The organism is Arthrobacter sp. 05T45 (assembly GCF_056395875.1).
This window is the reverse complement of sequence record NZ_JBFTKI010000001.1, coordinates 22566-48209: the sequence shown is the minus strand read 5'-3', so window position 1 is coordinate 48209 and position 25644 is coordinate 22566. Positions and strand designations below refer to the sequence as shown.

The following is a 25644-nucleotide window of genomic DNA, read 5'->3' as shown; positions in this document are numbered from 1 at the left end:
CCCGGCTGACAGGTCGGTACGGCGGCGGACGCCGGACTGGCACCGACCGCCAAACCGGTCAACACTAGTAGGTTGAGCGCTGCAATCACGCCCGCTTTATACAGTCGAATCATTGATCTGCCCCCCTGGCATGGCTCCCAGTTAGTACGAGACCCCAGATACTCCGGGATTCGAGGCGCCAAGGAGGTGCTGTGAGAAGCCGACGCACGAGACCGCTCATACTCCGACGGTGCCTGCCCCAAAGGTATCCCCCAGCAACTTGAATAAACCTTGGGCCCGGGGTGATCCCCGGGCTGCCGGCATCACGCCCGCAGCAGCCCCAGCAGCACGGGCACGACGCCGAGGCAGACGAAAGCCGGCAGGGAGCACAGGCCCAGCGGCACCACGAGCTTCACCCCGAGCGTGGCCGCGCGCTGCTCGGCGGCCCTGTTGCGTTCACGGCGGAGCCGGGCCGCCTGGGCATAGAGGAGCGCTGAGGAGGGGGCGCCGGTAAGCGCGGCGAAGGAAAGAGCGTCGCGCAGGGCCTGAAGTTGGGGCGCCCGGGCACCGGAGCTGCGCCATGCCGTGCCCCAGTCCGCACCGATCGCGAGGGCTGACACAACCGGCCGAAGCTGCCGCCCGAGTTCCGGTGGCATGAGGGCGGCCACGAGGTCGAGGGACCGGCCAAGTCCGGCTCCCGCATCCAGCATGGCGCCGATCAGTTCCAGCATCATGGCGGTGTCCCGCAGGCCCGGGAGGCCGTGACGTCCGTGCCGGCCGGCGTCGTGGACCGTCGGGCGCCGGGCGGCCCCGCCAGCAGGGGCCCGAAGCTGGCGCCGGAGCCGCCGGCGGACACGGCCCGGGCGGGCGAGGACGACTGCGGCTGCCCCGGCAAGGCTCGCTGCCATCACGAATCCGGCAAGTTCGGGCCTCACGGCGACCACCGCGGAGTCACGTTGGTGCTTCCGCCGCGGCGCGGACGAGCCTTGCGGACCACAACCGGCCGACGGCGGTCAGCGCCACGCCTGCGGCCAACGCCGCGAGGCCCCAGGGAGTTCCCAGCAGTGTCGCCACCGGGTCCACGCCGAGCAGCAGGCCGAGACCCAGGCCCGACAGGGGCAGCCAGGTCAGCAGACGAACGGTCGCGCGGGGGCCCGCCAAGGCCGTCTGCCGCGCTGCCTCGGCGTCGTCCTCCGTTTCAAGGTGGGCGGCAAAGCGCGCCAGGACATCGGCCAGGGGGCAACCGCTGGCTTCAGCGGTGTCAAAGCATGCGGCGAGCTCGCCCCACACACGCACGTCGCGGCGGGCCCTGTTGCCGACGGCACCCGTGGTGACCGTGACGACGGCGCCCGCACCGGCAGTGACCGCGGAGACCTCGCGGCGGATGGCCGCGGCCACGGAAGACCCGCGCCGGGCGGCGGCACGCGCGGCTGCGAGGATCCTGCGGGACTCCGGGCCGAGGACCGTGCCGGCGCCGTTTGCGGTGCGGGGCTGGCCGGCGCTGTGAACTGCGGCCTGGGCCGCCGGCCCGTCCCGCGCGGTGTCACCGCCGTACAGAGCCCACAGTTCATCCCACAGCCGGGCGGGGATGCGCCCTCCCTTCAGCAGCGCGGCCAACTGCTGGACCAGGACTGTCATGGGGACGGGCCCGGCATCGGCGGCTCCCCTGCCGCGCCAACGGGTCATGCCCCCGACGGCCCGTCCTGGGCGGGATCCCGGGGACCCGTAGGCCGCGGGAGCTCGCGTGCCCGCGGCGTGCAAGGCCCTGCGGGTACGATGGCCGGCCGCGCGCGGGGTGGGAAATGCCAGCCACACGGCTAGGACCAAAACGACGATGAGGAAGACGGTCATCGCTGCGTCCAGGGCTGGAGGGATTCGCGGCCGGAACCCGGCGGCCGTCCTGCCGGCGGCGCCGCCTGCAGTCCGGAGGGGTCCGCCCCGGCCAACCCGGGATCCAGGCCGAGACGGCGCGCCAGCAGCGGCCACGCTCCGCCGAAGCGGAGCTCGCCCTGTTGGATCTCCAGTGCGGCGGCGACAACCAGGCCCGAGTCTTGGACCTCCATGATTCCAACGCTCGCCACCTGGCGGCCCGATCCGGTCCGCTCGACGTGCACGACGACGTCGATCGCGCTGGCGACCTGCAGCCGTACCGCGTCCTGGCCCATGCCGGCGAGCGCACCGAGGGCCGCCAGCCGGGCAGGCACAGCCACCGCCTCATTGGCGTGGATGGTCCCGCCGCCTCCGGTGTGTCCGGTGTTCATCGCCGAGAGCAGCTCGCGGACCTCGGCGCCGCGGCATTCGCCCACCACCAGCCGGTCCGGCCGCATCCTGAGGGCCTGGCGGACCAGTTCGCCCAAGTCGACGGCGCCACCGCCTTCCAGGTTTCCGTGCCGGGATTCCAGCGAGACGACGTGCGGGTGGACGGGATTCAGTTCTGCGGCGTCCTCAATCAGGACGAGTCTCTCCCCGGGGTGGCACAATCCCAGCAGTGTCGCCAGTAACGTGGTCTTCCCCGAACCGGTGGCCCCGCTGATGAGGAAGCTCAGCCTGGCCGCCACCATGCGTTCGAGCACGGACTGGACCAGGCTCCCGGGCGTCCCGGCCCCGAACATGCCGGCGCGCTTCAGCTCGGGCATGGAGAAGACCGTGGCCCGGCGGATTCGCACGCTCAGGAGGGTCCCGGCCGTGGAAATGGGCGGCAGCACCGCGTGCACCCGGTAGCCGCCGTCGAGCCGGACATCGACGCACGGCGAACCGTCGTCCAGGCGGCGGCCACCGGCTGCCACCAGCCTCGCGGCGAGGGCCCGGATCTGCGGTTCCCCGGAAAAGACGACCGGCGCCTTTTCCAGACCGCGGCCGCGGTCCAACCAGACCGAGTCCGGCCCGTTGACAAAGATGTCTGTCACGGCGGGATCACGGGTGAGCGGTTGCAGGGGGCCCAGGCCGTTCAATTCCGCGCTGATGCTCTCCACTGCGGCCAGGGCGCCGGCCGTGCCGAGCAGCCGCCCGCTCGCCTGGACCGCAGCCGCCACCCTTGAGGGGGTCACCGGGGAGGCATCGGCCATGACGGACTCGCGCACGGACTCCAGCAGCGTCTGGTCGAGAAATCCCTGCGAGCGGCGGCGGCCCGGTGCCCGCCGGGCCGGACGTTCCGGTCCGGCCGGTTCTACGGCCGCGTGGGCACTCATGAGCCGTCTCCGCCGTTCAGCTCAAGGAGTCCGGCCGCGAACCGGCGGACGGCGCGCTGCCGGCCGGTTTCGAGAAGGCGGCCGAGTTCCGTTGCCCCGGCCAGATCCTTGATGTCCGGCATGATGCCCTGAAGGACAAGCCCCACGGAGCCGGCGATCAGCGGGGCATCCAAAGCGGCGCCGCGACTGGCCCGGACCACGAGCGCGGTGTCCACGGGTGGAAGCTCCTGCAGCAGCCAGGCCGTGGCGACGGCGGCCCGCAGCCGGGCGGGCGCCACGACGATGATCCGGTCGCATTCGCCGGCGAAGGCCCGCAGGGCCTCCCGTTCCCGGCCGATATCCAGCACCACCAATTCGCAGCCGCGGCGTGCGGCGTCAAGAACCGCGGCCACGGTGGTCGCGTCCACCCCGGCGGCTTGGTCACGGGTTCCCGGCCACGACAGGAAGGAGAATCCGCCGGCGACCGGCAGCGACTCCTCCAGCTGGGCGGGGTCGATACTGCCGCTCACCCCGGCCAGATCCGGCCAGCGGAGCCCGTGGGTTTCCTCGGCGGCCAGCGCAAGTTCCAGGCCTCCGCCCCGGGGGTCGCCGTCGATCAGCAGCACCCGGATCCCGGCCCCGGCGGCGGCCTGCGCGATCCAGATGGCGGCGGTCGTGGCCCCGGCACCGCCGCAGCCGCCGGTGAGACCCAGCACCAGGCCGCCGGCTTCCGGGGCGCGGGACCGGCTCAGGTATTCCGCCAGCCAGGCGGCCGCGTCCGGCAACACCGCGACGCGTTCGGCCCCGACGGCGGCGGCCAGATGCCATAACCCTTCTCCGTCACCTTCGAGGCCGAGCATCACGGCAGGGGTCCTCCGCCGGGGCGGCAACCCGCGGATGTCGCTGCCCACCAGCACGGCGGCCGCGGCGTCCCAGAACGGCGCGGCCTCGGCAACGTCCTGCACCGTCCGCAGCTGGCCCCCGGCTGCTGCGACGATGCGTTCCACCTCGCTGCGCAGCACATCGGCGCCGGTTACGAGCAGGATTTCCGCGGAATCCCCGGGGGTCCAGGGCTCATGCGCCCACGGTGGCGGTGAGCCTGGGCCACGGTCCTGGTGCCTGTTCATGCTGCCACTGTGCCCGGGCCGGGACCGCAGCGGAACCGCCGTCGTGGGCTATGTGGACAAGTCCGGCGTCTTTCCTGCACCGCGGCCGGGGACCGAGCACAGACCACGTCCCGGAGCAGGGCAGAATTGATCCTATGTATCTGCTGCTCGCTGCCCACGCCGACGGCGCGGCACTGCAGCAGCTCACGGCCGATGGCGCCCCCGAACCCTCCAATCCGGAACCCCGTGTGGTCAGGGCCGGCGACCTCGCCGGAATTGTGCGCGAGTTTGAGGAGCGGCACCCGCGCTGGATCTGGCACCGTACGCAGGACTGGTATCCCGCGTTGCTGCGCGCCGGGGTGGAACTCGAGCGCTGCTACGACCTCACCTTGTGCGGTTCGATCCTGGCCCACTCGGAGTTCACCGCCCACACCGGCTACGCGCAGGCGGCGGAGAAGCTGACCCAGGACGACGAGCTGAACCAGCCCCCGCGGGGGCTGCAGCCTCCTGCCCCGCCGCCGGAACAAGGGGCCTTGTTTGATGCCCCGGCCTCCGGCCGGCGTCCCGGCCAATCCATTGAGGCTCTCCGCGCCGAGTACGCCGCGCAGCAGGAGGCCCTTCGCCAGGCGGGACCTGCGCCCGGAACGGCCTCCGGCACGGTCGTCGTCCCTGACGCCGGCCGGCGCCAACGGCTCCAGCTGCTGCTCGCGGCGGAATCCGCCGGAGCCATGATCGCCGCCGAAATGCAGCACACCGGCGTCCCGTGGCGGGAGGAACTCCACGAGCAGATTCTCGCAGAACACCTCGGACCCCGCCCGGCTCCCGGTCAGCGTCCGGCCAAACTCGAATCGCTCACGGCCGAACTGAGGCTGCTGCTGAAGTCGCCCGCGCTGAACCCGGACTCGCCGCAGGAGCTCATGCGCGCCCTGCACCGCAACGGCATCGAAGTTAAAACCACCCGCCAATGGGAGCTGAAAGAATCCAGCCACCCCGTGATCGTGCCGCTGCTGGCCTACAAGAAACTGGCCCGTCTCCACGCGGCCAACGGCTGGGCGTGGCTTGATACCTGGGTGAAGGACGGCAGGTTCCAGCCTGAGTACGTGGTGGGCGGCGTGGTCTCGGGCCGGTGGGCGTCGCGGGGCGGCGGGGCGCTGCAAATCCCGCGCCAGGTCCGCGGCGCGGTCCACGCCGATCCCGGCCACAAACTGATCGTTGCCGACGCCTCGCAGCTGGAGCCGCGCGTGCTCGTGGCGCTGGCCCAGGATTCCAGAATGGCCGAAGCCGCCCGGGACAAGGACCTCTACGCCGGCATTGCCGCCCAAGGCTTCGGCGGCGACCGGGCGAAGGCGAAGGTGGCCCTCCTTGGAGCAATCTACGGGGCGACCACGGGCGAGTCCGGCCGGCTGATGCCCCAGCTGGCCCGCACCTACCCCCGCGCCGTGGGCTTCGTCGAGCAGGCTGCCCGCGACGGCGAAGCCGGCAGGACCGTGACTTCGCGCCTGGGCCGGAGCAGCCCGCCGCCGTCGGAGCGCTGGCTGCAGAGCCAGCACTCCACCACCGCGGAAGAGCAGCGCCGGGCGGACTCGATCGCACGCTCGCGCGGCCGCTTCACCCGGAACTTTGTGGTCCAGGGCTCGGCCGCTGACTGGGCGGCATGCTGGCTCGCGGAACTGCGACGGAGGCTTCGCGCCATACGGTCGGACGGCGCAGCCGCCGGCGAACTGGTGTTCTTCCTCCACGACGAGGTGATGGTCCACTGTCCCGAATCCGCCGTCGGGGATAGCATCAAGGCGATCGAGGACTCCGCAAATGCCGCGAAGGAGCTCTTGTTCGGCCGCATTCCGGTCGAATTTCCGGTCAGCGTGGCCGTCGTCGATTCGTACGACAATGCCAAATGAGTGACCGAAGTCACCGCCTGTAACGTACCCGTCGGTAGCGTTGTGTGCGCTCCGTCACCGGGCTACCCTCGGAAAGGCCGGTGAATTTCCCGTACGAACCGCCGGCTATTGCAACGACGCAAGGATATTGGGGAGGCACAGGTTTGGCTGGCATTTTTGAGATCGCGCAAGCTGGCGACAAGGCTTATTTCTTCAGGCTGACGGCGGCGGATGGCACGGTAGTGGCCGTGTCCCCGCTCTTCAGCTCCATCAAGAGCGCGGCGGCGGGCATCAACGCCGTGCGCGAGAACGCCGCGACCGGCCTGGTTGTGGATCATTCCGGCGCTCACCGGCGGGTCGCCTCCAGCAGGTCGGGAGGACGGGCGATGGCTCCCCTGGCAGGCAGCCCGGTGGCTGCCGGCTAGATGGCTGCAACCCCGTTGCTGCCCGGCAGGCAGCCCGGCGGCTGACAGCCAGCGGACCGGCCGGCAGGCCGGCGCCGTGCGGCCTTCACACATCAATCCCGTAGAGCCGCGCGCGGTCCCACGGCACGGCCCAGCCCAGCTGTTCAAAAAGCTGGTTCAGGATCATCCCGGTAAAACCCCACACCACGACGCCGTTGACGGTGAAGGCTGGGCTCTGGAATGTCTGGCCGGCCCGGCTGACCGTGGCCATCACCCTGTTGTCCGGGTCCAGCAGGTCCCTGACCGGGACCCGGAACACCTGCGCGGATTCACCGTAGTCAACCACCCGGACCGGCGACTGGGCAGCCCACCAGGCCAGGACCGGCGTCACCAGGAAATTGCCCCGGGGCAGGGCCAGTTCAGGCATCACGCCGAGTACGTCCACCCCCGCAGGGTTCAGGCCAGTCTCCTCCTCCGCCTCGCGGAGGGCCGCGTCCACCACGGACTCACCCGGATCGATGCCGCCGCCGGGAAACGCCACCTGCCCGGGATGGTCCTCCAGCGTTTGGGCCCGCTGCAGCAGCAGCACGTCCAAATCGGCCGGAGCCAGCAACTTCTCGGACACAGCGGGGACGTTGTCGAGCGCACCAAAGAGCATCAGCACCGCCGCCCTACGGACCCGCTCGCCGGGTTCGACGGCGAGTTCCCGCCAGCGCGGATCCGGGGCCGGCGCCGTGCCCGCCTCCACCGCGGCAACGAGCTCGACGAGGTCCTGGCGCGCGGTCACGGCTGTTTCCTCTGCGATTCCATCCGGATTTCCGCGGCGCGGTGCGTCTCGGCCAGCAGCCGGGCCAGCAGTTGCTCCTGGCCCGGGGCGAGTTCGTACTTCAGCAATTTCTTTGACTTCTCCGGGTCGGTTTCCCCCATGCCGTAGCTGGGGCACCAATTGGCCACCGCGCAGGCGCCGCACGCCGGCTTCCGGGAATGGCAGACACGGCGGCCGTGAAAGACGACGCGGTGCGAGAGCATGGTCCAGTCCTTCGGTTCGAACAGCTCAGCGACGTCCGACTCGATCCGGACCGGATCATCCGACTCGGTCCAGCCAAAGCGCCGGGCCAGCCGGCCGAAGTGGGTGTCCACCGTAATGCCCGGGATGCCGAAGGCATTGCCCAGCACGACGTTCGCGGTTTTCCGCCCGACGCCGGGCAGCGTCACCAGGTCCGCGAGCCGGCCCGGCACCTCGCCGTCGTACTCGTCCACCAGCCGGGTGCACAGCGCCAGAAGATTTCTGGCCTTGGCGCGAAAGAAGCCGGTGGGCTTGATGATGGCCTCCAGCTCGGCCGGATCCGCCTCCGCCATCCGCCGCGCATCCGGGTAGCGCGCGAACAACAGGGGCGTGATCTGGTTGACCAGCACGTCCGTGGTCTGCGCGGACAGCACCGTGGCTATCACGAGCTCGAACGGCGTGCGGAAGTCCAACTCCGCGTGGGCATAGGGGTACTGCTCCGCGAGTTCCCGGTTGATCCGGCGCGCGCGGCGCTTGAGCGCCAGCATTGACTCCCCCGACGCCCGCGGCGCACCCGGCTTGGCGCTCCCCGGGATCGGGTTGCCGGGTTCCGAGCCGCCGGATTCCGTGGTCACGGCGGCGGACTAACCGCGTTCGATGTTGCTGAGGTCCCGCAAAACGCCGAGCCGGCCGTCGGTGTGCTGGACCAGGAACTCGTTGCCGCGGTCCTCCAGGGCAAGGACCCAGCCGCCGGGTTCAATGACGAACGCCGGGGCACCGGTGCGCACATCGACGGCGGTGCGGGGCTGCGCGACGGCGAACCAGAAGGCCTCGTGCACGGGGTGGACATCATCCTCCGCGGGCCGGCTGGCGGGATCAACGGTCGCGCCGATGGGTTCCTGCGGCCGGGCCTGTTCCTGCGGCCGGACCTGGGGGTTGACCGTAGTGGGGGCACTGCCGCCGGTGGCGGCCGGCACGCCGGCGGCCTGGGTCTGTTCCGCGGCCTGGGTCTGTTCCGCGGCGGGAGCGGTCTGTGCAGCCGCACCAGCGGCACCAGCGGCGGCGACACCAGCGGCGGCGGCACCGGCTGCAGCAGGGACGCCCGCGGTCCGGGTCTTGTCCGCGGCGGACGAAGCAGACTCCGGAGCCGGGGCCTGCGTCGGGGCCGCCGATGAATCCGTAGATGCCGGGGCAGCCGCGCCGGCGGCTGGCACCACGCCCGAGATCTGGGTCTCCGGTGCGCCGGGGGCCGCAGCGCTGGGGGCCGCGGCGGACGCCGCACCCGCCGAAGATGCCCCGGCAGGTGTGGTTGCCGCCGGCGTGGCCGTCTGGCTGCCGGTGGCCGGACGCTTGGCCCAGCCCGCGGCCTCCCCGGAAGCGGCCTGGCCGGACGCAACCTGGCCGGACGCAACCTGGCCGGATGCGGCCGCCAGAGAGGCGCCCGCCCCGGCTGCGCCTGCACCCGCAGCGTCCTTGGTCAATTTGGATTCCTTCGGTTGCTTCGGTTGCTTCGGCGCCTTCGGTGCCCGGGGCTTTCGCACCGGGACAACAGCTTCGCGGGCAACCACGTGGGCAGGCGCGTCCTCCCGGCCCAGGAAGTCGCCGGCAAAGAACGGGATCCAGCGGCCCAGCACCGTGGCGGCGAAGAGCCCCAAAGCGCCCAGGAGCGCGATCAGCATGCTCGGCACGAACGCCCCGGCGGCGGCGAGGAAAAAGAAGGCCAGCGTGAAGGACGCTACAACGGACGCGAACTGGTCGATCGACAGGGATCCGATCCGGATCTTGGTCGACGGGCTGAGGCGGCGGGCCACAAACAACGCGGTGACAATGAGGGGCAGCACGATGCCCAGGCCCAGGAAGAAGAGGCTGCCCAGGTTCCAGAGGTTGTAGGCGAAGGCAAACATAGGAATCAGTGAGGCGATGAAAAGAAGCAGCGTGGAGCCGAAAACGGTGAGGTCACGGATGGTGAACGGGCCGAGGACGGCTTCGTTCTTCTTCCCGGTCTTTTTGTCCACCGTGAAGCGTGGCGCATCCCCGAACCCGGCGGGCCCCGGCTGCGCCGTTCCACCCTGGTTCTGGGCGGGCGCCCGGAGCTGCCCGTTGTCTTGCTCGTTCATTCCGTATCTCCTTAGCATGGCGGCGCCCTGGACAGCGCCGTCTAACGGCAGGCAAGGACAGGACCGCCAGCGGTCCTGTCGCCTCCATCGGATGTCACAACTTCATCTCAGCCTAGCCAAGTGAATGGCCGATCACTAGCTGACAAGCCGTGGGCGGACGCAGCAGAATTCCCCAGATTTCCGAATCCCGGACGCTTGCCCCGGCCCGCCGTCCGGCGCCGGGGACAGACCACTCGGCGCTTAACGAACACCGCTCACGGTGCTGTTTGTGACGGGGCGCACGTTTGGTCGGACCCAAGTATTAGTGTTGATTCCAGACAGCGCTAGCGGCACTGCCGCCGTCTGCCGCCGCCCGACGTCGCGCATGCGGCCCGGCGCGACGGTGGCGAGCACGGCCGCGCAGCCCGGATCGATGAATGATGAGGTTCACCATGTCCCAGCAGACACCCGGCTCCACGGCCACGCAGACACCCCAGGGCGATGCGTTCGAAAACCTGTCCCAGGAGAACCGCCGTTTCGCGCCCTCGGCCGAGTTCGCCGCGAACGCAGTGGTCACCGCCGCCGATTACGCGGAGGCCGACGCCGACCGTCCGGCGTTCTGGGCGAAGCAGGCCCGGGAGCTGCTGAGCTGGTCCAAGGACTTCACCCAGGCGCTGGACTGGTCCGACCCGCCGTTCGCTAAGTGGTTCGTCGGCGGCGAGGTCAACGCCGCCTACAACGCCCTGGACCGGCACGTCGAGGCCGGCAACGGGGACCGGGTGGCGATCTACTTCGAGGGTGAGCCGGGAGATACCCGCACCTACACCTACGCGCAGCTGACCGAGGAGGTGAAGAAGGCCGCGAACGCGTTCGAGTCCCTCGGCGTGGCCAAGGGCGACCGTGTGGCCGTGTACCTTCCCATGATCCCCGAGGCCGTCATCACCCTGCTGGCCTGCGCCCGGATCGGCGCGATCCACTCCGTGGTCTTCGGCGGCTTCTCCGCCGAAGCCCTGCGCTCCCGGATCGACGACGCCGAGGCCAAGCTCGTGGTCACGGCCGACGGCACCTACCGCCGCGGCAAGCCCAGCGCGCTGAAGCCGGCCGTCGACGACGCGTTGTCCCACGAGGGAGACGGCACCGGACACACCGTGCAGAACGTCGTGGTGGTCAAGCGCAACGGCCAGAACGTGGACTGGCACGAGGGCCGGGACCACTGGTGGGCGGACACCGTCGGCGCCGCGTCCCCCACACACACCGCCGTCGGGCACGACTCCGAACACCCGCTCTTCATCCTCTACACCTCCGGCACGACGGGCAAGCCCAAGGGCATCCTGCACAGCACCGGCGGCTACCTCACCCAGGGCGCCTACACGCACAAGGCGGTCTTCGACCTCCACCCGGAGACCGACGTCTACTGGTGCACCGCCGACGTCGGCTGGATCACCGGGCACTCCTACGTCGCCTACGCCCCGCTCATCAACGGCGCCACCCAGGTCATGTATGAGGGCACCCCGGATTCCCCGCACCAGGGCCGCTGGTGGGAAATCGTGGAGAAGTACAAGGTCTCCATCCTCTACACCGCCCCCACCGCGATCCGCACCTTCATGAAGTGGGGCAAGGACATCCCGGCCAAGTCCGACCTCTCCTCGATCCGGGTCCTCGGTTCCGTCGGCGAACCCATCAACCCCGAGGCCTGGATGTGGTACCGCGAGGTCATCGGCGGCAACGCCGGCAAGAACGGCGAGCGGAAGGAAAACTCCGCGCCGATCGTGGACACCTGGTGGCAGACCGAGACCGGGGCGCAGATGATCGCCCCGCTGCCCGGCGTCACGGCCACCAAGCCCGGCTCGGCCCAGGTCCCGCTGCCGGGCATCGCCGTGGACGTCGTGGACGAACTCGGCGAATCCGTACCCAACGGCCACGGCGGCTTCCTCGTAATCCGCGAACCGTGGCCTGCCATGCTGCGCGGGATCTGGGGCGACCCGGAGCGGTTCAAGGAAACGTACTGGTCCCGCTTCGAGACCATGTACTTCGCCGGCGACGGCGCCAAGAAAGACGAGGACGGCGACATCTGGCTGCTGGGCCGGGTCGATGACGTGATGAATATTTCCGGCCACCGCCTCTCCACCGCCGAAATCGAGTCCGCACTCGTGTCCCACCCCGCGGTGGCGGAAGCCGCCGTCGTCGGAGCCGCGGACGAGACCACCGGACAGGCCGTCGTCGCCTTCGTGATCCTCCGCGCCGACGCCGTGGACACCGGCGACGCGATCGTCCAGGAGCTCCGCAACCACGTGGGCAAGGAAATCGGCCCGATCGCCAAACCCAAAACCATCCTCGTGGTCCCGGAACTGCCCAAAACCCGCTCCGGCAAGATCATGCGCCGCCTGCTCAAGGACGTCGCCGAAGGCCGCGAAGTCGGCGACGCGACCACCCTGGCGGACAACACCGTCATGGCCCAGATCGCGCAGTCGCTGAAGAAATAGCCGGCTCGTTCCGATAAGGGTTCGTCGGCTGTGTTTGGCTGGCCTGTTTGTCCGGCGGCGGCGCCGCCCACCGTGGTGGGCCGCGCCGCCGTCGTCGTTGGTCCTGTCTGTCGACGCGGCCGCGGCGGGAACATCCGCAGCAGCGAAGAATGCGGCAGTAACGAACGGCGCGCGCGGGCCGCGGCGCGATAGATTTGCAGACATGACTGAAGCCACCTCCGCCACCGTTGCCGGCCGCGGCACCATCCTGGTTCTCAACGGACCCAATTTGAACCTGCTTGGCACCCGCGAGCCCGAGAAATACGGGACGGCGACGCTGGCCGACGTCGAACAGCTCGCCAAAGACGCCGGTGCCGCGCACGGCCTGGACGTCGAGTGCTTCCAGTCCAACCATGAAGGGGCCCTCGTGGACGCCATCCACGCCGCCCGCGGGAAGGCGGTGGGAATCGTGCTCAACGCCGGCGCCTACACGCACACGTCCGTGGCCATCCGGGACGCCATTTCCGCTGTTGCCCTGCCGACGGTCGAGGTGCACATCACCAATGTTCACGCCCGCGAGCCTTTCCGGCACCATTCCTACCTTTCGGACATCAGCAAGGCCGTGATCGCCGGCGCCGGCATCCTGGGCTACCGCTTCGCGGTGGAATACCTCGCCGGGCTGCACGCGGCCGGGGACTGAGCATGTCCCCCGTGGAACCCGCGGCGGCGGGAGCATCCGGGGAACCGTCCGCAACTCCGGACCCTGCCACGGGCACCGCCTCGGACACAGCACCGGGCGCGGCTACGGCTACGGCTACGGCTACGGACACGGACACGGACACAGACACAGCGCAGTGGTACCGGCACTTCGGCACGGTCGACGCCCCCGGCTCCTCCCCCTGCTATGCCGCGTGGTCCGTGGGGATCGCCGGGGACGCCGAGGTGATTCGGCGGATTGATCAGTGGCCGCACAACAAGCGCCAGCCGCTGCTGATCCTCGCCGCGGCCCGGTTCCTCGGCGCGCAGATCAGCCCTTACCGCGATTTCCGGAGGTTCCTGGACCATCACTGGGACGCGGTCTCGGAAATCGTGCTGTCCCGGTCCACGCAGACGAACGAGGCCGGCCGCTGCGCCACCCTGCTGCCCTCACTCGCGCAGATATCCGCGGCAGAGGGCCGGCCGCTGGCCCTCATCGAGGTGGGCGCCTCGGCGGGGCTGGCACTGTTCCCTGACCGCTACGGTTACGAGTTTGTCGACACCGGGGCGGGGGCACGGGATGAGTCGGCGGCGGACCCGGCGGCGGCGGAAGCAAGGACGACGCGGCTGGTTCCGGATGGCGCCCGGCCCGGCACGTTTCCGGTCCTGCGCTGCCTCACCTCGGGCCCGGTGCCGCTGCCGGCGGAAATTCCCCGGGTGGCATGGCGTGCCGGGATCGACCTCAACCCCCTGGACGTGCGTGACCCGGCCGACGTCGCCTGGCTAGAAGCCCTCGTCTGGCCGGAGCAGGAGTTCCGGCTTGAACGGCTGCGCCAGGCGATCGCCATTGCCAGGGAACGGCCGCCGCTGCTGGTGGCCGGCGACCTCAACGAACAACTTGTGGAACTCGCCGGCCGCGCCCCGGCCGACGCCGCCCTGGTGGTATTCCACAGCGCCGTCATGGCGTACCTGGATGCCGGCGGCCGCTCCCGGTTCCGGCGCACCATGGCGGATCTTGCCGCGGAGCGGGGCTGCTACTGGCTCTCGAACGAAGGCCACATGGTGGTGGTGCAGGCAGACGGGTCCAGTGTGGTCCCGGAAATGGATGACGCCCGGCTCCGCGGGCGGTTCCTGCTGCTGCAGGACGGCCAGCCGGCAGCCATCACGGGCCCGCACGGGCAGAGCCTGGAGTGGCTATAGCCTGCGTGCGGCTCCGGCCTGGCTGTGGCTAGGGCCTGCGTGGCCGTCCGGTTATTTCTTGATGCACTGTCCGGACGAAACGGCACTGCCCAGACCCGGCGCCTGAGCCGCCACGGGGCTCAAGTCATTCATGGTGATCGCAAATCCGAGCGAGGACTCGGTTGTGGCCTTGGCAAAGACCACCCCAGCCACCTGCCCGTCCATGGTCAGGAGCGGACCCCCGGAGTTGCCCGGCTGCACGTCGCCGGCCAGCCGGTAGACGTCCTCAGGCGACGCATTCTTGCCATAGATGTCCGGGACCAGCACGGTGGCGATGTCCTGCACCGTGGCCGGTTTGGACTGGAAAGGCCCGCCGTGCGGATAGCCGGCAAAGGCCGCGGCGCTGCCGGACGGCAGGTCGGCGGCCAGCGCCAGGGGTTCCGAGCGCAGACCGTCAACGGCCACGACGGCGAGGTCGTGCTGGGAGTCAAAGTACACGACGCGCCCAGGCAGTGCCCGGCCACCGGGCGTTTCCACCACCGGTTCGTCGACCCCGGCGACCACATGGGCGTTGGTCACCACGCGCCCGGGGGCGACGACGAAGCCTGTTCCCGTCTGGTTCTGACCGCACTGGTAGGCGGTTCCGGCGATCTTGAGCACGGACGCGGCGGCCTTGTTCAGCGCCGGCGTGTCGGTGCTGGTGTCCGGAACGGCAACGGGCTGGCTCTGGCCGAAGCCGTCCAGCAGCGTGGGGATTCCCTCGCCGATCACGGCGGAACGCAGCTGCGCCATTGATGCCTTGACCGGCATCGGCGTCACGCCGTCGATGAACCTGATGACTTTGGATTCCGCGAGCTGCTGGGACACGAACGGCACACCCAGGGCCCCGATGCTGAACGCCAGCATCGACATCACAAGGGCGGACACCACCACGTTCACGCCCCCGCCCACGAGGCGGTCCGCCGCCCGCAGGGGGCTGAACGGGACCACGCTGCGGATTCGCCGCCCGATCATGGTGCCGAGGCCGTTGCCCACGATCATCAGAAGGACCGCCGTGGCGACGATCGCCGTCAGGCGCCAGCCGCTGTCCTCCACGAGGCCGCTGACGATGGGCACGGAGACGAAGGCGGCGACGGCGCCTGCCGCGAATCCCGCGATGCCTCCGAGCGTCACAAGGAAGCCGTTGCGAAGACCGTGGATCAGGTAGGACAAGAGCGCCACAACCAACAGCAGGTCCAAAATGGTCAAGCCAAACACCGGGGCTCCTCACAGACAGTTCAGCGACGATTCTACCGGTGTAAGCTGAACGTTTGCCGACCGGCCGCCAGCCTGCACAGGGATCTGCGCGGACTTCCCGAGCCGTTCGCTTTCGGCCCCTTCGGGCGTTTCCGTGCCAACTACGTCACAGAAGCTCCAAAATTCTGAAAGAATGGCTGAAGCGCCCCAGCCGACACAGCTAGTCAGGAGATTTCATGGATATCGAGGTATTGCGCCGCGCACCCCTTTTCGCCACGCTCGACGACGAGGCGTTCCGTCTGCTGACGGACGAACTTACCGAGGTGGACCTTTCACGCGGTGCCTCGGTATTCCGGGAAGGCGACCAGGGTGACCAGCTTTACTTCATCGTCTCCGGCAAGGTGAAGCTCGGCCGCACGTCGCCGGACGGCCGCGAATCACTGCTGGCCATCCTCGGCCCGGGCGAACTTTTCGGCGAAATGGCGCTGTTCGACCCCAGCCCGCGCACGGCCACGGCAACTGCCGTTTCCGAGACGCGTCTCGCCGGCCTGAAGAACGAGAGCCTCAACGCGCTGCTGCGCACCCGCCCCGAGGTCTCGGCCCAGCTGCTGCAGGCCTTGGCACGCCGCCTGCGCCGCACCAACGATTCCCTTTCCGACCTCGTCTTCTCCGACGTGCCGGGCCGTGTGGCCAAGGCGCTGCTGGATCTGGCCGACCGCTTCGGCCGCCCGGCGACCGACGGCGTCCTGGTCGCCCACGAACTGACGCAGGAGGAGCTCGCACAGCTGGTTGGCGCCTCCCGTGAAACGGTCAACAAGGCCCTCGCAGAATTCGTGCAGCGCGGCTGGCTGCGACTGGAAGCGCGCGCCGTCGTCATCCTTGACATGCAGCGCCTGCGCCAGCGTTCCCGCTAGGGATCCCCAGCAGCAACCACGAAGGCCGGCCCCGGAAACGGGACCGGCCTTCTGCCGTTAATCTTCTGCCGTTAATTCGCGGTGGCGGTTTCGGGCTGGTTGTCCGCGGGACATGTCCACTGGTGCGGATCGGGGCGGAGCATGTCCCCGGGCCGGCAGGCAGCACGAAGGGACATGTCCCGCCCCGGCTGCAACGACTGGACATAATGCCACTATGTCCACCTGTCAGGTCCACCGGAGGGCATGTCCCGGGCCGGCACGCGGCACGAAGGGACATGTCCAGTGCTCAGGAGCAGGGCGGGGCATGTCCCGGGCATGTCCCGGGAATCGCCCGGCCCCCGCCCGGTCCCCGCCCAAGCCAAGCCCTAACAGGCTGCCCGCATGGAGTCAGCCTTCCGTGGCGTCGGCGCTCCCCGGGCCTAGCGTTCCCGCTGCGGTTCGCCGGCGATCGTTTTGGCTGCTTCGACTTCAAGCATGAGCCGGCCGTCTTCCTCGACCAGCTTCGGCTGGTAGACGTGGGCCTTGCGCTTGTAGCTGAGGTAGGCGATGCAGCCGTTGGCCTTGGCCATCTTCTCAAGCATGATCTCCGAGCCAGGGACCAGGAGTTCGCCCAGGGTCCGGCCGACGGTGTTCTCCTGCCCTACCTCGTCACCCAGCACGGTGCTGTCCCGCTCGCTCACGACTTTCCGGACGCACACCCAGCGGCCCCAGACGCCCTTGCTGGCCAGCAGCGAGGGCTGCTGGTTCACGGGCACGGTGGCGGCAAAGTAGCGGGTGTTGAACCGGCGGTGCGCGAAGTCGGGGCTGAGCCAGTTCACCAGGGGTTTGAGCAGGTCAGTGCGCAGCGAGAGCCCGCGCTTGGCGAGCAGGTCGGTGAAGGATTTCTCCTGCTCGGCCACGGCTTCGCGGGCGCGCATCCAGTCGGCGCTGGAGGTCAACTCCACCGTGGTGGACAGGTCGGGGCCGGCCAGCAGGATGCCGGTCTCCTCAAACAGTTCACGGATGGCACCGACGACGTGTCGGCGCGCCAGCCCGACGTCGGACGTCCCCATCTGCTCAGCCCAGTGCTGGGGTGAGGGGCCCAGCCAGCCGACGGCGTCGTCGTCGGTGGATTCCAGCGATCCGCCGGGGAAGGCGAGGACACCGAGCGGGGAGGACCCCGTGCGGTAGCCGAGCCAGGTCTCCAGGCCCGTGGGCGAATCCCGCAGCAGGATCACGGAGGAGGCCAAACGGGGCGCGCGGGGCGTCCGCTCACCGTGTTCAATCCAGCTGCGGGCTGCTCCCTCAAGATCCGGGGGCAGGACGAACAGGCGGCGTTCTAACTGAGGCAACGAAGTAACCGGTCTACTAGGCGAATTCAGCGATCAGTTCGACTTCGACGGGCGAGTCGAGCGGCAGAACGGATACGCCGACGGCGGAACGTGCGTGCTGGCCGGCGTCGCCGAAGACCTGGCCCAGCAGCTCCGAGGCGCCGTTGATGACACCGGGCTGGCCGGTGAAGGAAGGGTCGGAGGATACAAATCCGACAACCTTGACGATCCGCGTGATGCGGTCGAGGTCGCCGATCACACTCTTGACGGCGGCCAGGGCGTTGACGGCGCAGACGGCAGCGTAGGCCTTCGCGTCCTCCGGGGACACCGTGGATTCGTCGGAGGCGCCCGCCGAACCGGTGGAAACCTTTCCGGTGGCCTCGAGCTTGCCGTTGATGAACGGCAGCTGCCCGGAGGTGTAGACGTGGTTGCCGGAAATCACGGCCGGAACATACGCCGCGACCGGAGCAGCGACGTCGGGCAGCGTCAGGCCCAACTCCGCGAGGCGCTGTTCGACGGCGGACGACGCGCCCGCACCGGCCGTGGGGCTCGCTGCGCCGGCCGTGTTTTCGGAGATGTTTTCCGCGCCCGCCGGCGTGGCCGGAGCGGCTTCTGAGGGGGTGTTCATGGCTACTGCTTCTCCCGCTTCAGGTAGGCAACCAGGCCGTTTCCATCGGGTCCCGGAACAACCTGGACGAGCTCCCAGCCGTCGTCACCCCACTGGTCCAGGATCTGCTTTGTGGCGTGAATAATGAGCGGAATCGTGGCGTACTCCCATTTGGTCATGACATAAAGCCTAGTCGTTGCCGGTAAAGTGGAAAACATGGCGACTGGCAAGAACCCTTTATTCGACACGGCCACCACCCTCGGAAAGATCTTTCTTTTCCTGGGCGTGAGCGCTATTTGCGGTGTCCTGGTGGCGGGCCTCCTGGTCCCCGCGGCGGCCGTCTCGGGCAGTGCGGCGAGCGGTTCGATCCAGTTTTTTGACACGCTCCCCGCTGAGCTGAAGGTCGATCCGCCGAGCCAGTCGACCACGATCCTGGCGTCCGACGGCAGCCCGATCGCGAACCTCTACGCGGAAAACCGCACCCGTGTTTCGCTGGACCAGATGTCACCGCACATCAAGGACGCGATCATCGCCATCGAGGACAGCCGCTTCTATGAGCACGGCGGTGTGGACACCACCGGCATCCTGCGCGCGCTCGTGAGCACCGCCCGCGGCAACAAGCAGGGCGCGTCCACGATCACGCAGCAGTACGTCAACAACGTCATCAACTCCTCGCTGGAGGCCGAGGGCAAGGGCGACGAGGTCCTGCTCAATGGCGTCAACAAGGGCGTCGGGGACAAGCTCCGTGAAATGAAGCTGGCCATCGCGCTGGAGAAGAAGTTCACCAAGGAGCAGATCCTCGAGGGCTACCTGAACATCGTGTTCTTCAACCGGGACGCCTACGGCATCGAGGCCGCGTCCAAGTTCTTCTTCAGCACCACGGCCAAGGACCTGACCCTGCCGCAGGCGGCCCTGCTGGCCGGCGTCGTGAACAGCCCCTCCTACTACGACCCGATCACCAATCCGGAGAACGCCAAGGTCCGTCGCGACCTCGTGCTCCACGCGATGCTGACGCAGGGCAAGATCAAGCAGGCCGACTACGATGCCGCGGTGGCGACGCCGGTGCAGACCAAGGTCACCCAGCCCCGCCAGGGCTGTGCGTATTCGCAGACGGCGCCGTACTTCTGCGACTACGTGCTCCACCTGCTCCTGAACAATCCGGCGTACGGGGCCGACGCTGCCGAGCGTGAGCGGAAGATCTTCCGCGGCGGCCTGACCATCAAGACCACGCTGGACCCGAAGGCCCAGGCCGTGGCCCAGGCCCAGGTGGACGGGTCGGCCGGCGCGAACCCGGACAAGTGGGGCGCCTCGCTGGTGTCCGTGCAGCCTGGTTCGGGCAAGATCGTCTCCATGGCCCAGAACACCGTCTGGTTCCCGGCCGACGGCAAGTTCGACCAGACCCAGAACTTCAACGTGGACGTGCAGGACGCCAAGGGCAATGACCTCAACGGTCTCGGCGGCTTCCAGCCCGGCTCCACCATGAAGCCGTTCACGTTCGCGGAGTGGCTCAACGAGGGCAAGTCGATGAGCACCCAGCTCAACGGCGCCGTGCGCCGATACCCGCCCGGCTTCCCGTGGAAGAACACCTGCCCCACACCGACGACCGACTCGTACGACGACACGGCCGGCACCCACGACCTGCAGAACGCGGACGAGAACCATTACAAGTACATGTCGGTCCTTGACGGCCTGGCGAACTCCATCAACACCATCACGTTCGCCTCTGCCGCCCAGGTGGACCTCTGCGGGATCCAGAAGATCGTGGACGCCGTCGGTATCCACGAAGGCCTGCCGAGCCCGAACGGAGACGATCCCAACCCCAAGGTTCCGATGACCCGGTTGAGCAGCCTGATCGGCGCCCGCCAGACGGCGCCGCTGACCATGGCCAGCGCATTCGCCACCTTCGCCAACAACGGCAAGTACTGCGAACCGATGGCCATCGAGTCGGTGACGGACGCGACCGGCGCCCAGCTGCCGGCCCAGTCACCCAACTGCAGGGACGCGATCAAGCCCGAGGTGGCCCACGGCGTCGCGTACGCCATGCAGGAAGTGCTCAACCGCGGCTCGGGCTCGCTGATCCAGCCCCGGATTTCGACCCGGACCACGTTCCCCATCGCGGCGAAGACCGGCACCAACGACAACAACAGCTCCACCTGGGTGGCGGGCTACACCAGCGGCCTGGCAACGGCCACGTGGTTTGGCGATCCCCTGGGCAACCAGCAGCGCGCCGGGCAGAACGTCACGATCAACGGCAACTTCTACAAGGGCATCGACGGTTACATGATCGCCGGGCCGCAGTTCTCGAACTACATGGCCCAGGTGGCACCGGCCTACGGCACCGATCCGTTCCCGGCCCCGCCGTCGGACATGCTGTACTCCCCGGCCCCGGTCCCGGACCCGATCTCAACGCCGCGGACCTCCATTCCGACCGCCAAGAGCACCGAGCCGGCCACACAACCGTCCGCCGACCCGACTCCGGCACCTACGAAGTCCTCCGGCAAGAAGTAGCCGATGACCCTGGGCAATGACCTGGCGAGCCGCGTTCGAAGCATCGGACGCGGCTTTGCCGTGACCGCCGCGATCGGGACGGCGGCGGGGGCGGCCGCTACCGGCTACGGGCTGTGGGAGAAGAACCAGTTTGTGATCAGGGAGGAAACCCTCCCCATCCTGCCGGCCGGGTTCGGCCCGTTCCGGATACTGCACCTGTCCGATATCCACTTCGTTCCGGGCCAGCACCGGAAGGCGCAGTGGCTGTCTTCCCTGGCGCAGTTACGGCCGGACCTCGTGGTGAACACGGGCGACAACCTCAGCCATGCCAAGGGCGTGGACCCCCTCGTAGCGGCCCTGCGGCCCCTGCTGGAATTTCCCGGTGTGTTTGTCCCCGGCTCGAACGACTACTTCGGCCCGAGCCTGAAGAACCCGGCGTCATATTTGCTCGGGCCCTCGGGCGAGCGCAAGCACCCGGAAAGGCTCGACTGGCCCCGGCTGCGTGCCGAGTTCGGCATGTCCGGCTGGGTGGATCTGACCAACCGGTGCCAGTCGGTCGTGCTCAAGGGCATGCGCTTCGATTTCTCCGGCGTTGACGATCCGCACCTGCGCCTCGAACGGTACGCGGGCTGGCCGCGCGGGACCAAGGGCCGGGACGCCGACCCGCACCTGCGCATCGCCGTCGCGCACGCACCCTACCAGCGCGTCCTCGACCACTTCACCGAAGCCGGCGCCCACCTCCTCCTGGCCGGCCATACCCACGGCGGCCAGATCTGCGTCCCGGGCTACGGGGCCCTGGTCACCAACTGCGACCTGCCCACGTGGCGGGCCCGGGGGCTGCACACCTGGGAGAGCAACGGGAGGACGACGCCGGTGAACGTCTCGGGCGGCATCGGCACGTCCCGCTTCGCCCCGGTCCGCATTGCCTGCCGGCCCGAAGCCGTTCTGCTCACGCTGACCTCCCGCGCCTAGGCCTGGCCGCGGCCAGTGCTGCCCGCCCTCCGGCCTGGCCGGTGGACATGCCCTCCCCTGGCGCCCGAGCCCACGGGACATACCCTCCCCTGGTCGCGGGCACTGGGCATAGGCCCACAATGCCCACCCGCTGCGGCCACCACCGGACATGTCCCGCGGCCACCCGCCGCCCGCACCTATTGCGGATCGCAATGACTGGGCGAGATGCTGGGAGCGCTGAACAACGTGTGAATCCGGTCACCCGATGGCCTAGGGTAGTTGCTACAGGAAACTACATTCAACGGTGCGATCTATGCACGGGCGTCTTAAGAAGCAGGCATGGCCAAGCAGAGCTCATTCTTCACCTCCATCAGCCGTCTCTACCCGCACGTCAGGCCAATCCTGCCCCGGCTGGTCATGGGCCTGCTCTGCGCGCTGCTGGCCAGCGTCATGGCACTGGCCATCCCGCAGGTGCTGCGCGTGCTGGTCAACGAGTCCCTGACCCCCGGCGGCAGCGCGGAAGCCGTCTGGACTGCCTCGCTCCTCATCCTGGTCCTGGGCATCGCCGAGGCGGGCCTCGTGGCCCTGCGCCGGCAGTTCGTCATCAATCCCGCCACCACCGTCGAGACCCGGATGCGGGTCTCGCTCTACGGGCATCTGCAGGACCTCACAGTTTCCTTCCATGACCGCTGGGGCTCCGGTCAGCTGCTGTCCCGGGCCATGACGGACCTGAACTTCCTGCGCCGCTGGATGGCCTTCGGCGCCATCATGTTGGTGGTCACGACGCTCACCGTGGTGATCGGCGTCGCGGTGATGTTTGCCATGAGCTGGCAGCTGGCCCTGATCTTCCTGGCCGCCGCCGTGCCGATCATGATCTACGGATTCCGCTTCCGCACCCGCTTCAGCAAGGTGGCCCGGCGCAGCCAGGACCAGGCCGGGGACCTCGCCACCACGGTCGAGGAATCCGTGCACGGCATCCGCGTCCTGAAGGCCTTCGGCCGCAGCCGGGAGGCCCTGGAGAACTTCAACGAACAGGCCGAGGAACTCCGGCAGACCGAGATCGCCAAGGCCAAACACCTGGCCACGTTCAGCCTGGTGGTGACGCTCCTGCCCGAACTCGCGCTCGGCGCCGGCCTCGTCGTCGGCATCCTGCTGGCCTCCACGGACCAGCTCTCCATCGGGTCCCTGGTGGCCTTCTTCGCCACCGCCGCCGTGGTCGCCGCGCCGGTCGAGTTCTGCGGCATGCTGCTGGCGATGGCCCTCACCGCGAAGTCCGCGGTGGACCGGCACTTCGAGGTCATGGACGCGCAGAACACGATCACCAGCCCGGACCAGCCCCGCCGCCCGGCCGGCCTCAAGGGTGCCCTCAGCTTCCGCAATGCCTCGTTCGCGTTCGAGGACGCCCCGGACAAGCCGATCCTCAAGAACATCACCCTGGACATCCGCCCCGGCGAAACCATGGCCCTCGTGGGCATCACGGGCGGCGGCAAGAGCGCCCTGCTCCAGCTGGTCCCCCGCCTCTACGACGTCACCGGCGGTGCCATCACCATCGACGGAGTGGACCTGCGCGAGTTCGCGGTGGAGGACCTGCGCACCGTGGTCTCCGTGGCGTTCGAGGACACCACGCTGTTCTCCAGCTCCGTCCGGGACAACGTCCTGCTCGGCGCGCCCGACGCCGGATCGGCGAAGGGCCGCGACGCGGCCCTGGAGGAAGCCCTCGACGTCGCCCAGGCCCACTTCGCCTATTCCCTGCCGGACGGGGTCGATACCCTGATCGGCGAGGAGGGCCTCAGCCTCTCCGGCGGCCAGCGCCAGCGCATCGCCCTGGCCCGGGCCATCGCCGCGAAACCGGCCGTGCTGGTCCTGGACGACCCGCTCTCGGCGCTGGATGTGAACACCGAGGTCCTCGTCGAGGCCCGGCTGCGCAAGGTCCTCGCGGACACCACCACGCTGATCGTGGCCCACAGGCCTTCCACGGTAGCGCTGGCCGACCGGGTGGCCCTGCTCGAGGACGGCCGGATCGCCGCCGTCGGAACCCATGCGGAACTGCTCGCCAAGAACAGCCATTACCGCTACGTGATCGCCAGCCTGGACCCGGAACCGCGGGACCTGGATTCAGAATTGTCCGCCCTCGAGGACCAGTCCGAGGAGATTTCCCGATGAGCAGCGCAACGTTCGGCACCGCCAATGAGGACAACGCGCACCTCAGCAGGAACGAAAGCAAGGCCGTCCGGCGGCGCTCCCTGACCCTCCTGGGCTCCCTGATCCGCCCCGTCCGGGCCCGGTTCTGGCTGACGATCGGCGCCGTCGTGCTGTCCCAGGCCGCCCGCGTGGCCGGGCCGGCCCTGATCGCCTTCGGTATCGACCACGCCCTGCCCGCCGTGCGCGCCGGCGACAACCTGCCCCTGGTGCTGACCGGCGTCGCCTACCTTGCCGCGGCCGTCGTGGCGGCCGGCCTGACCGCCCTGTACGTGACCTCGACGGCGCGGCTCAGCCAGGCGATGCTGCTGGACCTCCGCGTCCGGGTCTTCCGCCACACGCAGCGGCTGAGCCTGGAATTCCACGAGAAATACACCTCGGGGCGCATCATCGCCCGGCAGACCTCGGACCTGGAGGCCCTTCGCGAACTCCTGGATTCCGGCGTGAGCTCGCTGGCCTCGGGAATGCTGTTCATGGCGTTTACCGCCGTGACGGTGTTCGCCCTGGACTGGCGCAGCGGCGTGCTGGTGCTGGCCGCCGGCGTGCCGATGTATTTCCTGGCCCGCTGGTACCAGAAGCACTCCCAGATCGCCTTCCGCGAATCCCGGGTGGTCTCGGCCCGGCTGATCGTGCACTTCGTGGAGACCATGACCGGGATCCGCGCCGTGAAGGCCTTCCGGAAGGAACGCGAGAATGCCGCGGGCTACTCCGAACTGTCGGAGGACTACCGCCGCGCGACCGTCCGCTCCATCAACCTCAACGGCATCTTCCAGCCGGGGCTGGTACTGATCGGGAACGTGTGCGTGGCCCTCGTGCTGCTCACCGGCGGCTTCCGGGTCCTCAGCGGCGACCTGGAGGTCGGCGTGCTCCTGGCCCTGATCCTGTCCGCCAAGCGCTTCTTCCAGCCGGTGGACCAGATGGCCATGTTCTACAACTCCTTCCAAAGCGCCCAGGCGGCCCTGGAAAAGGTCTCGGGCCTGCTCGAGGAGGTCCCCACCGTGCGGCCGCCGAAAACACCCGCGGCCCTGCACGACGCGCGGGGCAGCATCGACTTCAACGGCGTCGAATTCCGCTACGGCGACGGCCCGGTGGTCATCCCGAGGCTGGACCTGCACATCCCCGCCGGGCAGACGGTCGCGCTCGTCGGGCAGACCGGCGCCGGCAAATCCACGCTCGCGAAGCTGATTGCCCGCTTCTACGACGTCTCCGCCGGGTCCCTGACCCTCGACGGCGTGGACCTGCGCCAGCTCAGCACCGAGGACCTGCGCAGGAACGTCGTCATGGTCACCCAGGAGGCCTTCCTGTTCAGCGGCTCCGTGGCGGACAACATCGCCCTGGGCCGGCCCGAAGCCTCGCGTGCGGAGATCGAGGACGCGGCCCGGGCGGTGGGGGCGCACGCCTTCATCATGGAACTGCCGGACGGCTACGACACCGACGTCAACAAGCGCGGCGGCCGCGTCTCCGCCGGGCAGCGCCAGCTGATCAGCTTCGCCCGCGCGTTCCTGGCCCGCCCGGCCGTGCTGATCCTGGACGAGGCAACGTCCTCGCTGGACATCCCGTCGGAGCGCATGGTCCAGCAGGGCCTCGCGGGGCTCCTGCGCGGGACACGGGAGGCCGGCACCCGGGAGGCCGGCCAGCGGCCGTCCGGTGGACAGGCGGGCGGCGGACAGCCCGTTGCAGACTCGACCCCCGGCCCGGACTCGGCCCCCGGTCCCGGGCGGACAGCGCTGATCATTGCCCACCGGCTCTCCACCGTGGAGACGGCGGACCGGGTGCTGGTGGTGCACGACGGACGGGTCGTGGAGGACGGCACCCCGGAGCAGCTGATCGGCGACGGCGGCGCCTTCGCCCGGCTCCACGGCGCCTGGAAAGACTCGCTGGTCTGAACAGCGCCTGCCGGGACCGGTCGGCGTCCGGGCCGGGACGACGGCGGGACACGTCCCGGCCGGCGCCCGATTTCACATCCGG

At 69.3% G+C, this 25644-nt stretch carries 21 protein-coding genes; 10 read left to right on the top strand and 11 right to left on the bottom strand.

Translation table 11 applies throughout. From position 1 onward, the window contains the following. Positions 1-302: 302 nt before the first annotated feature. From AC1DGD_RS00230 to ssd, 4 genes are all read right to left on the bottom strand, one after another. Positions 303-914, bottom strand: a complete 612-nt coding sequence (locus tag AC1DGD_RS00230) for a type II secretion system F family protein (RefSeq protein ID WP_476855525.1) — start codon at positions 912-914, stop codon at positions 303-305. 16 nt (positions 915-930) lie between these two features. Then, positions 931-1665, bottom strand: a complete 735-nt coding sequence (locus AC1DGD_RS00225; protein WP_476855524.1) for a hypothetical protein — start codon at positions 1663-1665, stop codon at positions 931-933. A 161-nt stretch (positions 1666-1826) separates the two neighbouring features. Next, positions 1827-3167, bottom strand: coding sequence for a TadA family conjugal transfer-associated ATPase (locus AC1DGD_RS00220; protein WP_476855523.1), 1341 nt, complete (start codon positions 3165-3167; stop codon positions 1827-1829). After that, a complete protein-coding gene (ssd, locus tag AC1DGD_RS00215) occupies positions 3164-4273 on the bottom strand; it encodes a septum site-determining protein Ssd (protein WP_476855522.1) in 1110 nt (369 codons plus the stop codon). The genes AC1DGD_RS00220 and ssd overlap by 4 nt, the downstream gene beginning before the upstream one ends. Positions 4274-4407: 134 nt before the next feature. On the opposite strand from ssd, the gene AC1DGD_RS00210 reads away from it, so the two are divergent. Both AC1DGD_RS00210 and AC1DGD_RS00205 read left to right on the top strand, forming a co-directional pair. Continuing rightward, positions 4408-6150: a bifunctional 3'-5' exonuclease/DNA polymerase gene (locus tag AC1DGD_RS00210; RefSeq protein ID WP_476855521.1), complete on the top strand. Its 1743-nt coding sequence runs from the start codon at positions 4408-4410 to the stop codon at positions 6148-6150. Positions 6151-6230: 80 nt separating this feature from the next. After that, entirely contained in the window at positions 6231-6554 is a 324-nt protein-coding gene (locus AC1DGD_RS00205) for a YegP family protein (protein ID WP_476855520.1), read from the top strand. An 85-nt stretch (positions 6555-6639) separates the two neighbouring features. Here AC1DGD_RS00205 and AC1DGD_RS00200 read toward each other — a convergent pair whose 3' ends face one another. The 3 genes from AC1DGD_RS00200 to AC1DGD_RS00190 all read right to left on the bottom strand — a co-directional run bounded on the left by AC1DGD_RS00200 (position 6640) and on the right by AC1DGD_RS00190 (position 9656). After that, a complete protein-coding gene (locus AC1DGD_RS00200; RefSeq protein WP_230008029.1) occupies positions 6640-7320 on the bottom strand; it encodes an NUDIX hydrolase in 681 nt (226 codons plus the stop codon). After that, positions 7317-8087 carry an endonuclease III gene (gene nth / locus AC1DGD_RS00195; protein WP_230008030.1) on the bottom strand — a complete coding sequence of 257 codons (771 nt, stop codon included), beginning with the start codon at positions 8085-8087 and terminating at the stop codon, positions 7317-7319. Before nth ends, AC1DGD_RS00200 begins: the two co-directional genes overlap by 4 nt. 96 nt (positions 8088-8183) lie before the next feature. Then, a complete protein-coding gene (locus AC1DGD_RS00190) occupies positions 8184-9656 on the bottom strand; it encodes a hypothetical protein (protein ID WP_476855519.1) in 1473 nt (490 codons plus the stop codon). Positions 9657-10087: 431 nt separating this feature from the next. Between AC1DGD_RS00190 and acs the strand changes: the two genes are divergently transcribed. From acs to AC1DGD_RS00175, 3 genes are all read left to right on the top strand, one after another. Then, positions 10088-12118, top strand: a complete 2031-nt coding sequence (acs, locus tag AC1DGD_RS00185) for an acetate--CoA ligase (protein ID WP_476855518.1) — start codon at positions 10088-10090, stop codon at positions 12116-12118. A 202-nt stretch (positions 12119-12320) separates the two neighbouring features. After that, positions 12321-12797: a type II 3-dehydroquinate dehydratase gene (gene aroQ, locus AC1DGD_RS00180; RefSeq protein ID WP_230009056.1), complete on the top strand. Its 477-nt coding sequence runs from the start codon at positions 12321-12323 to the stop codon at positions 12795-12797. A 2-nt stretch (positions 12798-12799) separates the two neighbouring features. After that, positions 12800-13993, top strand: a complete 1194-nt coding sequence (locus AC1DGD_RS00175) for a DUF2332 domain-containing protein (protein WP_476855517.1) — start codon at positions 12800-12802, stop codon at positions 13991-13993. A 51-nt stretch (positions 13994-14044) separates the two neighbouring features. Here AC1DGD_RS00175 and AC1DGD_RS00170 read toward each other — a convergent pair whose 3' ends face one another. Beyond that, entirely contained in the window at positions 14045-15229 is a 1185-nt protein-coding gene (locus AC1DGD_RS00170; protein ID WP_476850249.1) for a MarP family serine protease, read from the bottom strand. Between the two features lie 215 nt (positions 15230-15444). Between AC1DGD_RS00170 and AC1DGD_RS00165 the strand changes: the two genes are divergently transcribed. Then, a complete protein-coding gene (locus tag AC1DGD_RS00165; RefSeq protein WP_011693220.1) occupies positions 15445-16122 on the top strand; it encodes a Crp/Fnr family transcriptional regulator in 678 nt (225 codons plus the stop codon). A 419-nt stretch (positions 16123-16541) separates the two neighbouring features. Here the strand turns inward: AC1DGD_RS00165 and AC1DGD_RS00160 are convergent, their stop codons facing one another. From AC1DGD_RS00160 to AC1DGD_RS00150, 3 genes are read right to left on the bottom strand one after another with little or no spacing between them, the layout of a single operon-like run. Next, on the bottom strand, positions 16542-17453 hold the full coding sequence (locus AC1DGD_RS00160; RefSeq protein WP_476855516.1) for an NUDIX hydrolase: 912 nt from the start codon (positions 17451-17453) through the stop codon (positions 16542-16544). A 16-nt stretch (positions 17454-17469) separates the two neighbouring features. Then, a complete protein-coding gene (locus AC1DGD_RS00155) occupies positions 17470-18060 on the bottom strand; it encodes a RidA family protein (protein WP_476855515.1) in 591 nt (196 codons plus the stop codon). Positions 18061-18062: 2 nt separating this feature from the next. Next, positions 18063-18218, bottom strand: a complete 156-nt coding sequence (locus AC1DGD_RS00150; RefSeq protein WP_003797879.1) for a DUF4177 domain-containing protein — start codon at positions 18216-18218, stop codon at positions 18063-18065. A gap of 37 nt (positions 18219-18255) precedes the next feature. On the opposite strand from AC1DGD_RS00150, the gene AC1DGD_RS00145 reads away from it, so the two are divergent. The 4 genes from AC1DGD_RS00145 (at position 18256) to AC1DGD_RS00130 (ending at position 25562) form a co-directional block, all read left to right on the top strand. Next, positions 18256-20547, top strand: a complete 2292-nt coding sequence (locus AC1DGD_RS00145; RefSeq protein ID WP_476855514.1) for a transglycosylase domain-containing protein — start codon at positions 18256-18258, stop codon at positions 20545-20547. A 3-nt stretch (positions 20548-20550) separates the two neighbouring features. After that, on the top strand, positions 20551-21498 hold the full coding sequence (locus AC1DGD_RS00140; RefSeq protein ID WP_476855513.1) for a metallophosphoesterase: 948 nt from the start codon (positions 20551-20553) through the stop codon (positions 21496-21498). A 318-nt stretch (positions 21499-21816) separates the two neighbouring features. Next, positions 21817-23640, top strand: a complete 1824-nt coding sequence (locus AC1DGD_RS00135; RefSeq protein ID WP_476855512.1) for an ABC transporter ATP-binding protein — start codon at positions 21817-21819, stop codon at positions 23638-23640. Continuing rightward, the gene (locus AC1DGD_RS00130; protein ID WP_476855511.1) at positions 23637-25562 is read left to right on the top strand and encodes an ABC transporter ATP-binding protein; all 1926 of its coding nucleotides are present in this window, start codon (positions 23637-23639) and stop codon (positions 25560-25562) included. Before AC1DGD_RS00135 ends, AC1DGD_RS00130 begins: the two co-directional genes overlap by 4 nt. Positions 25563-25644: the final 82 nt, after the last annotated feature.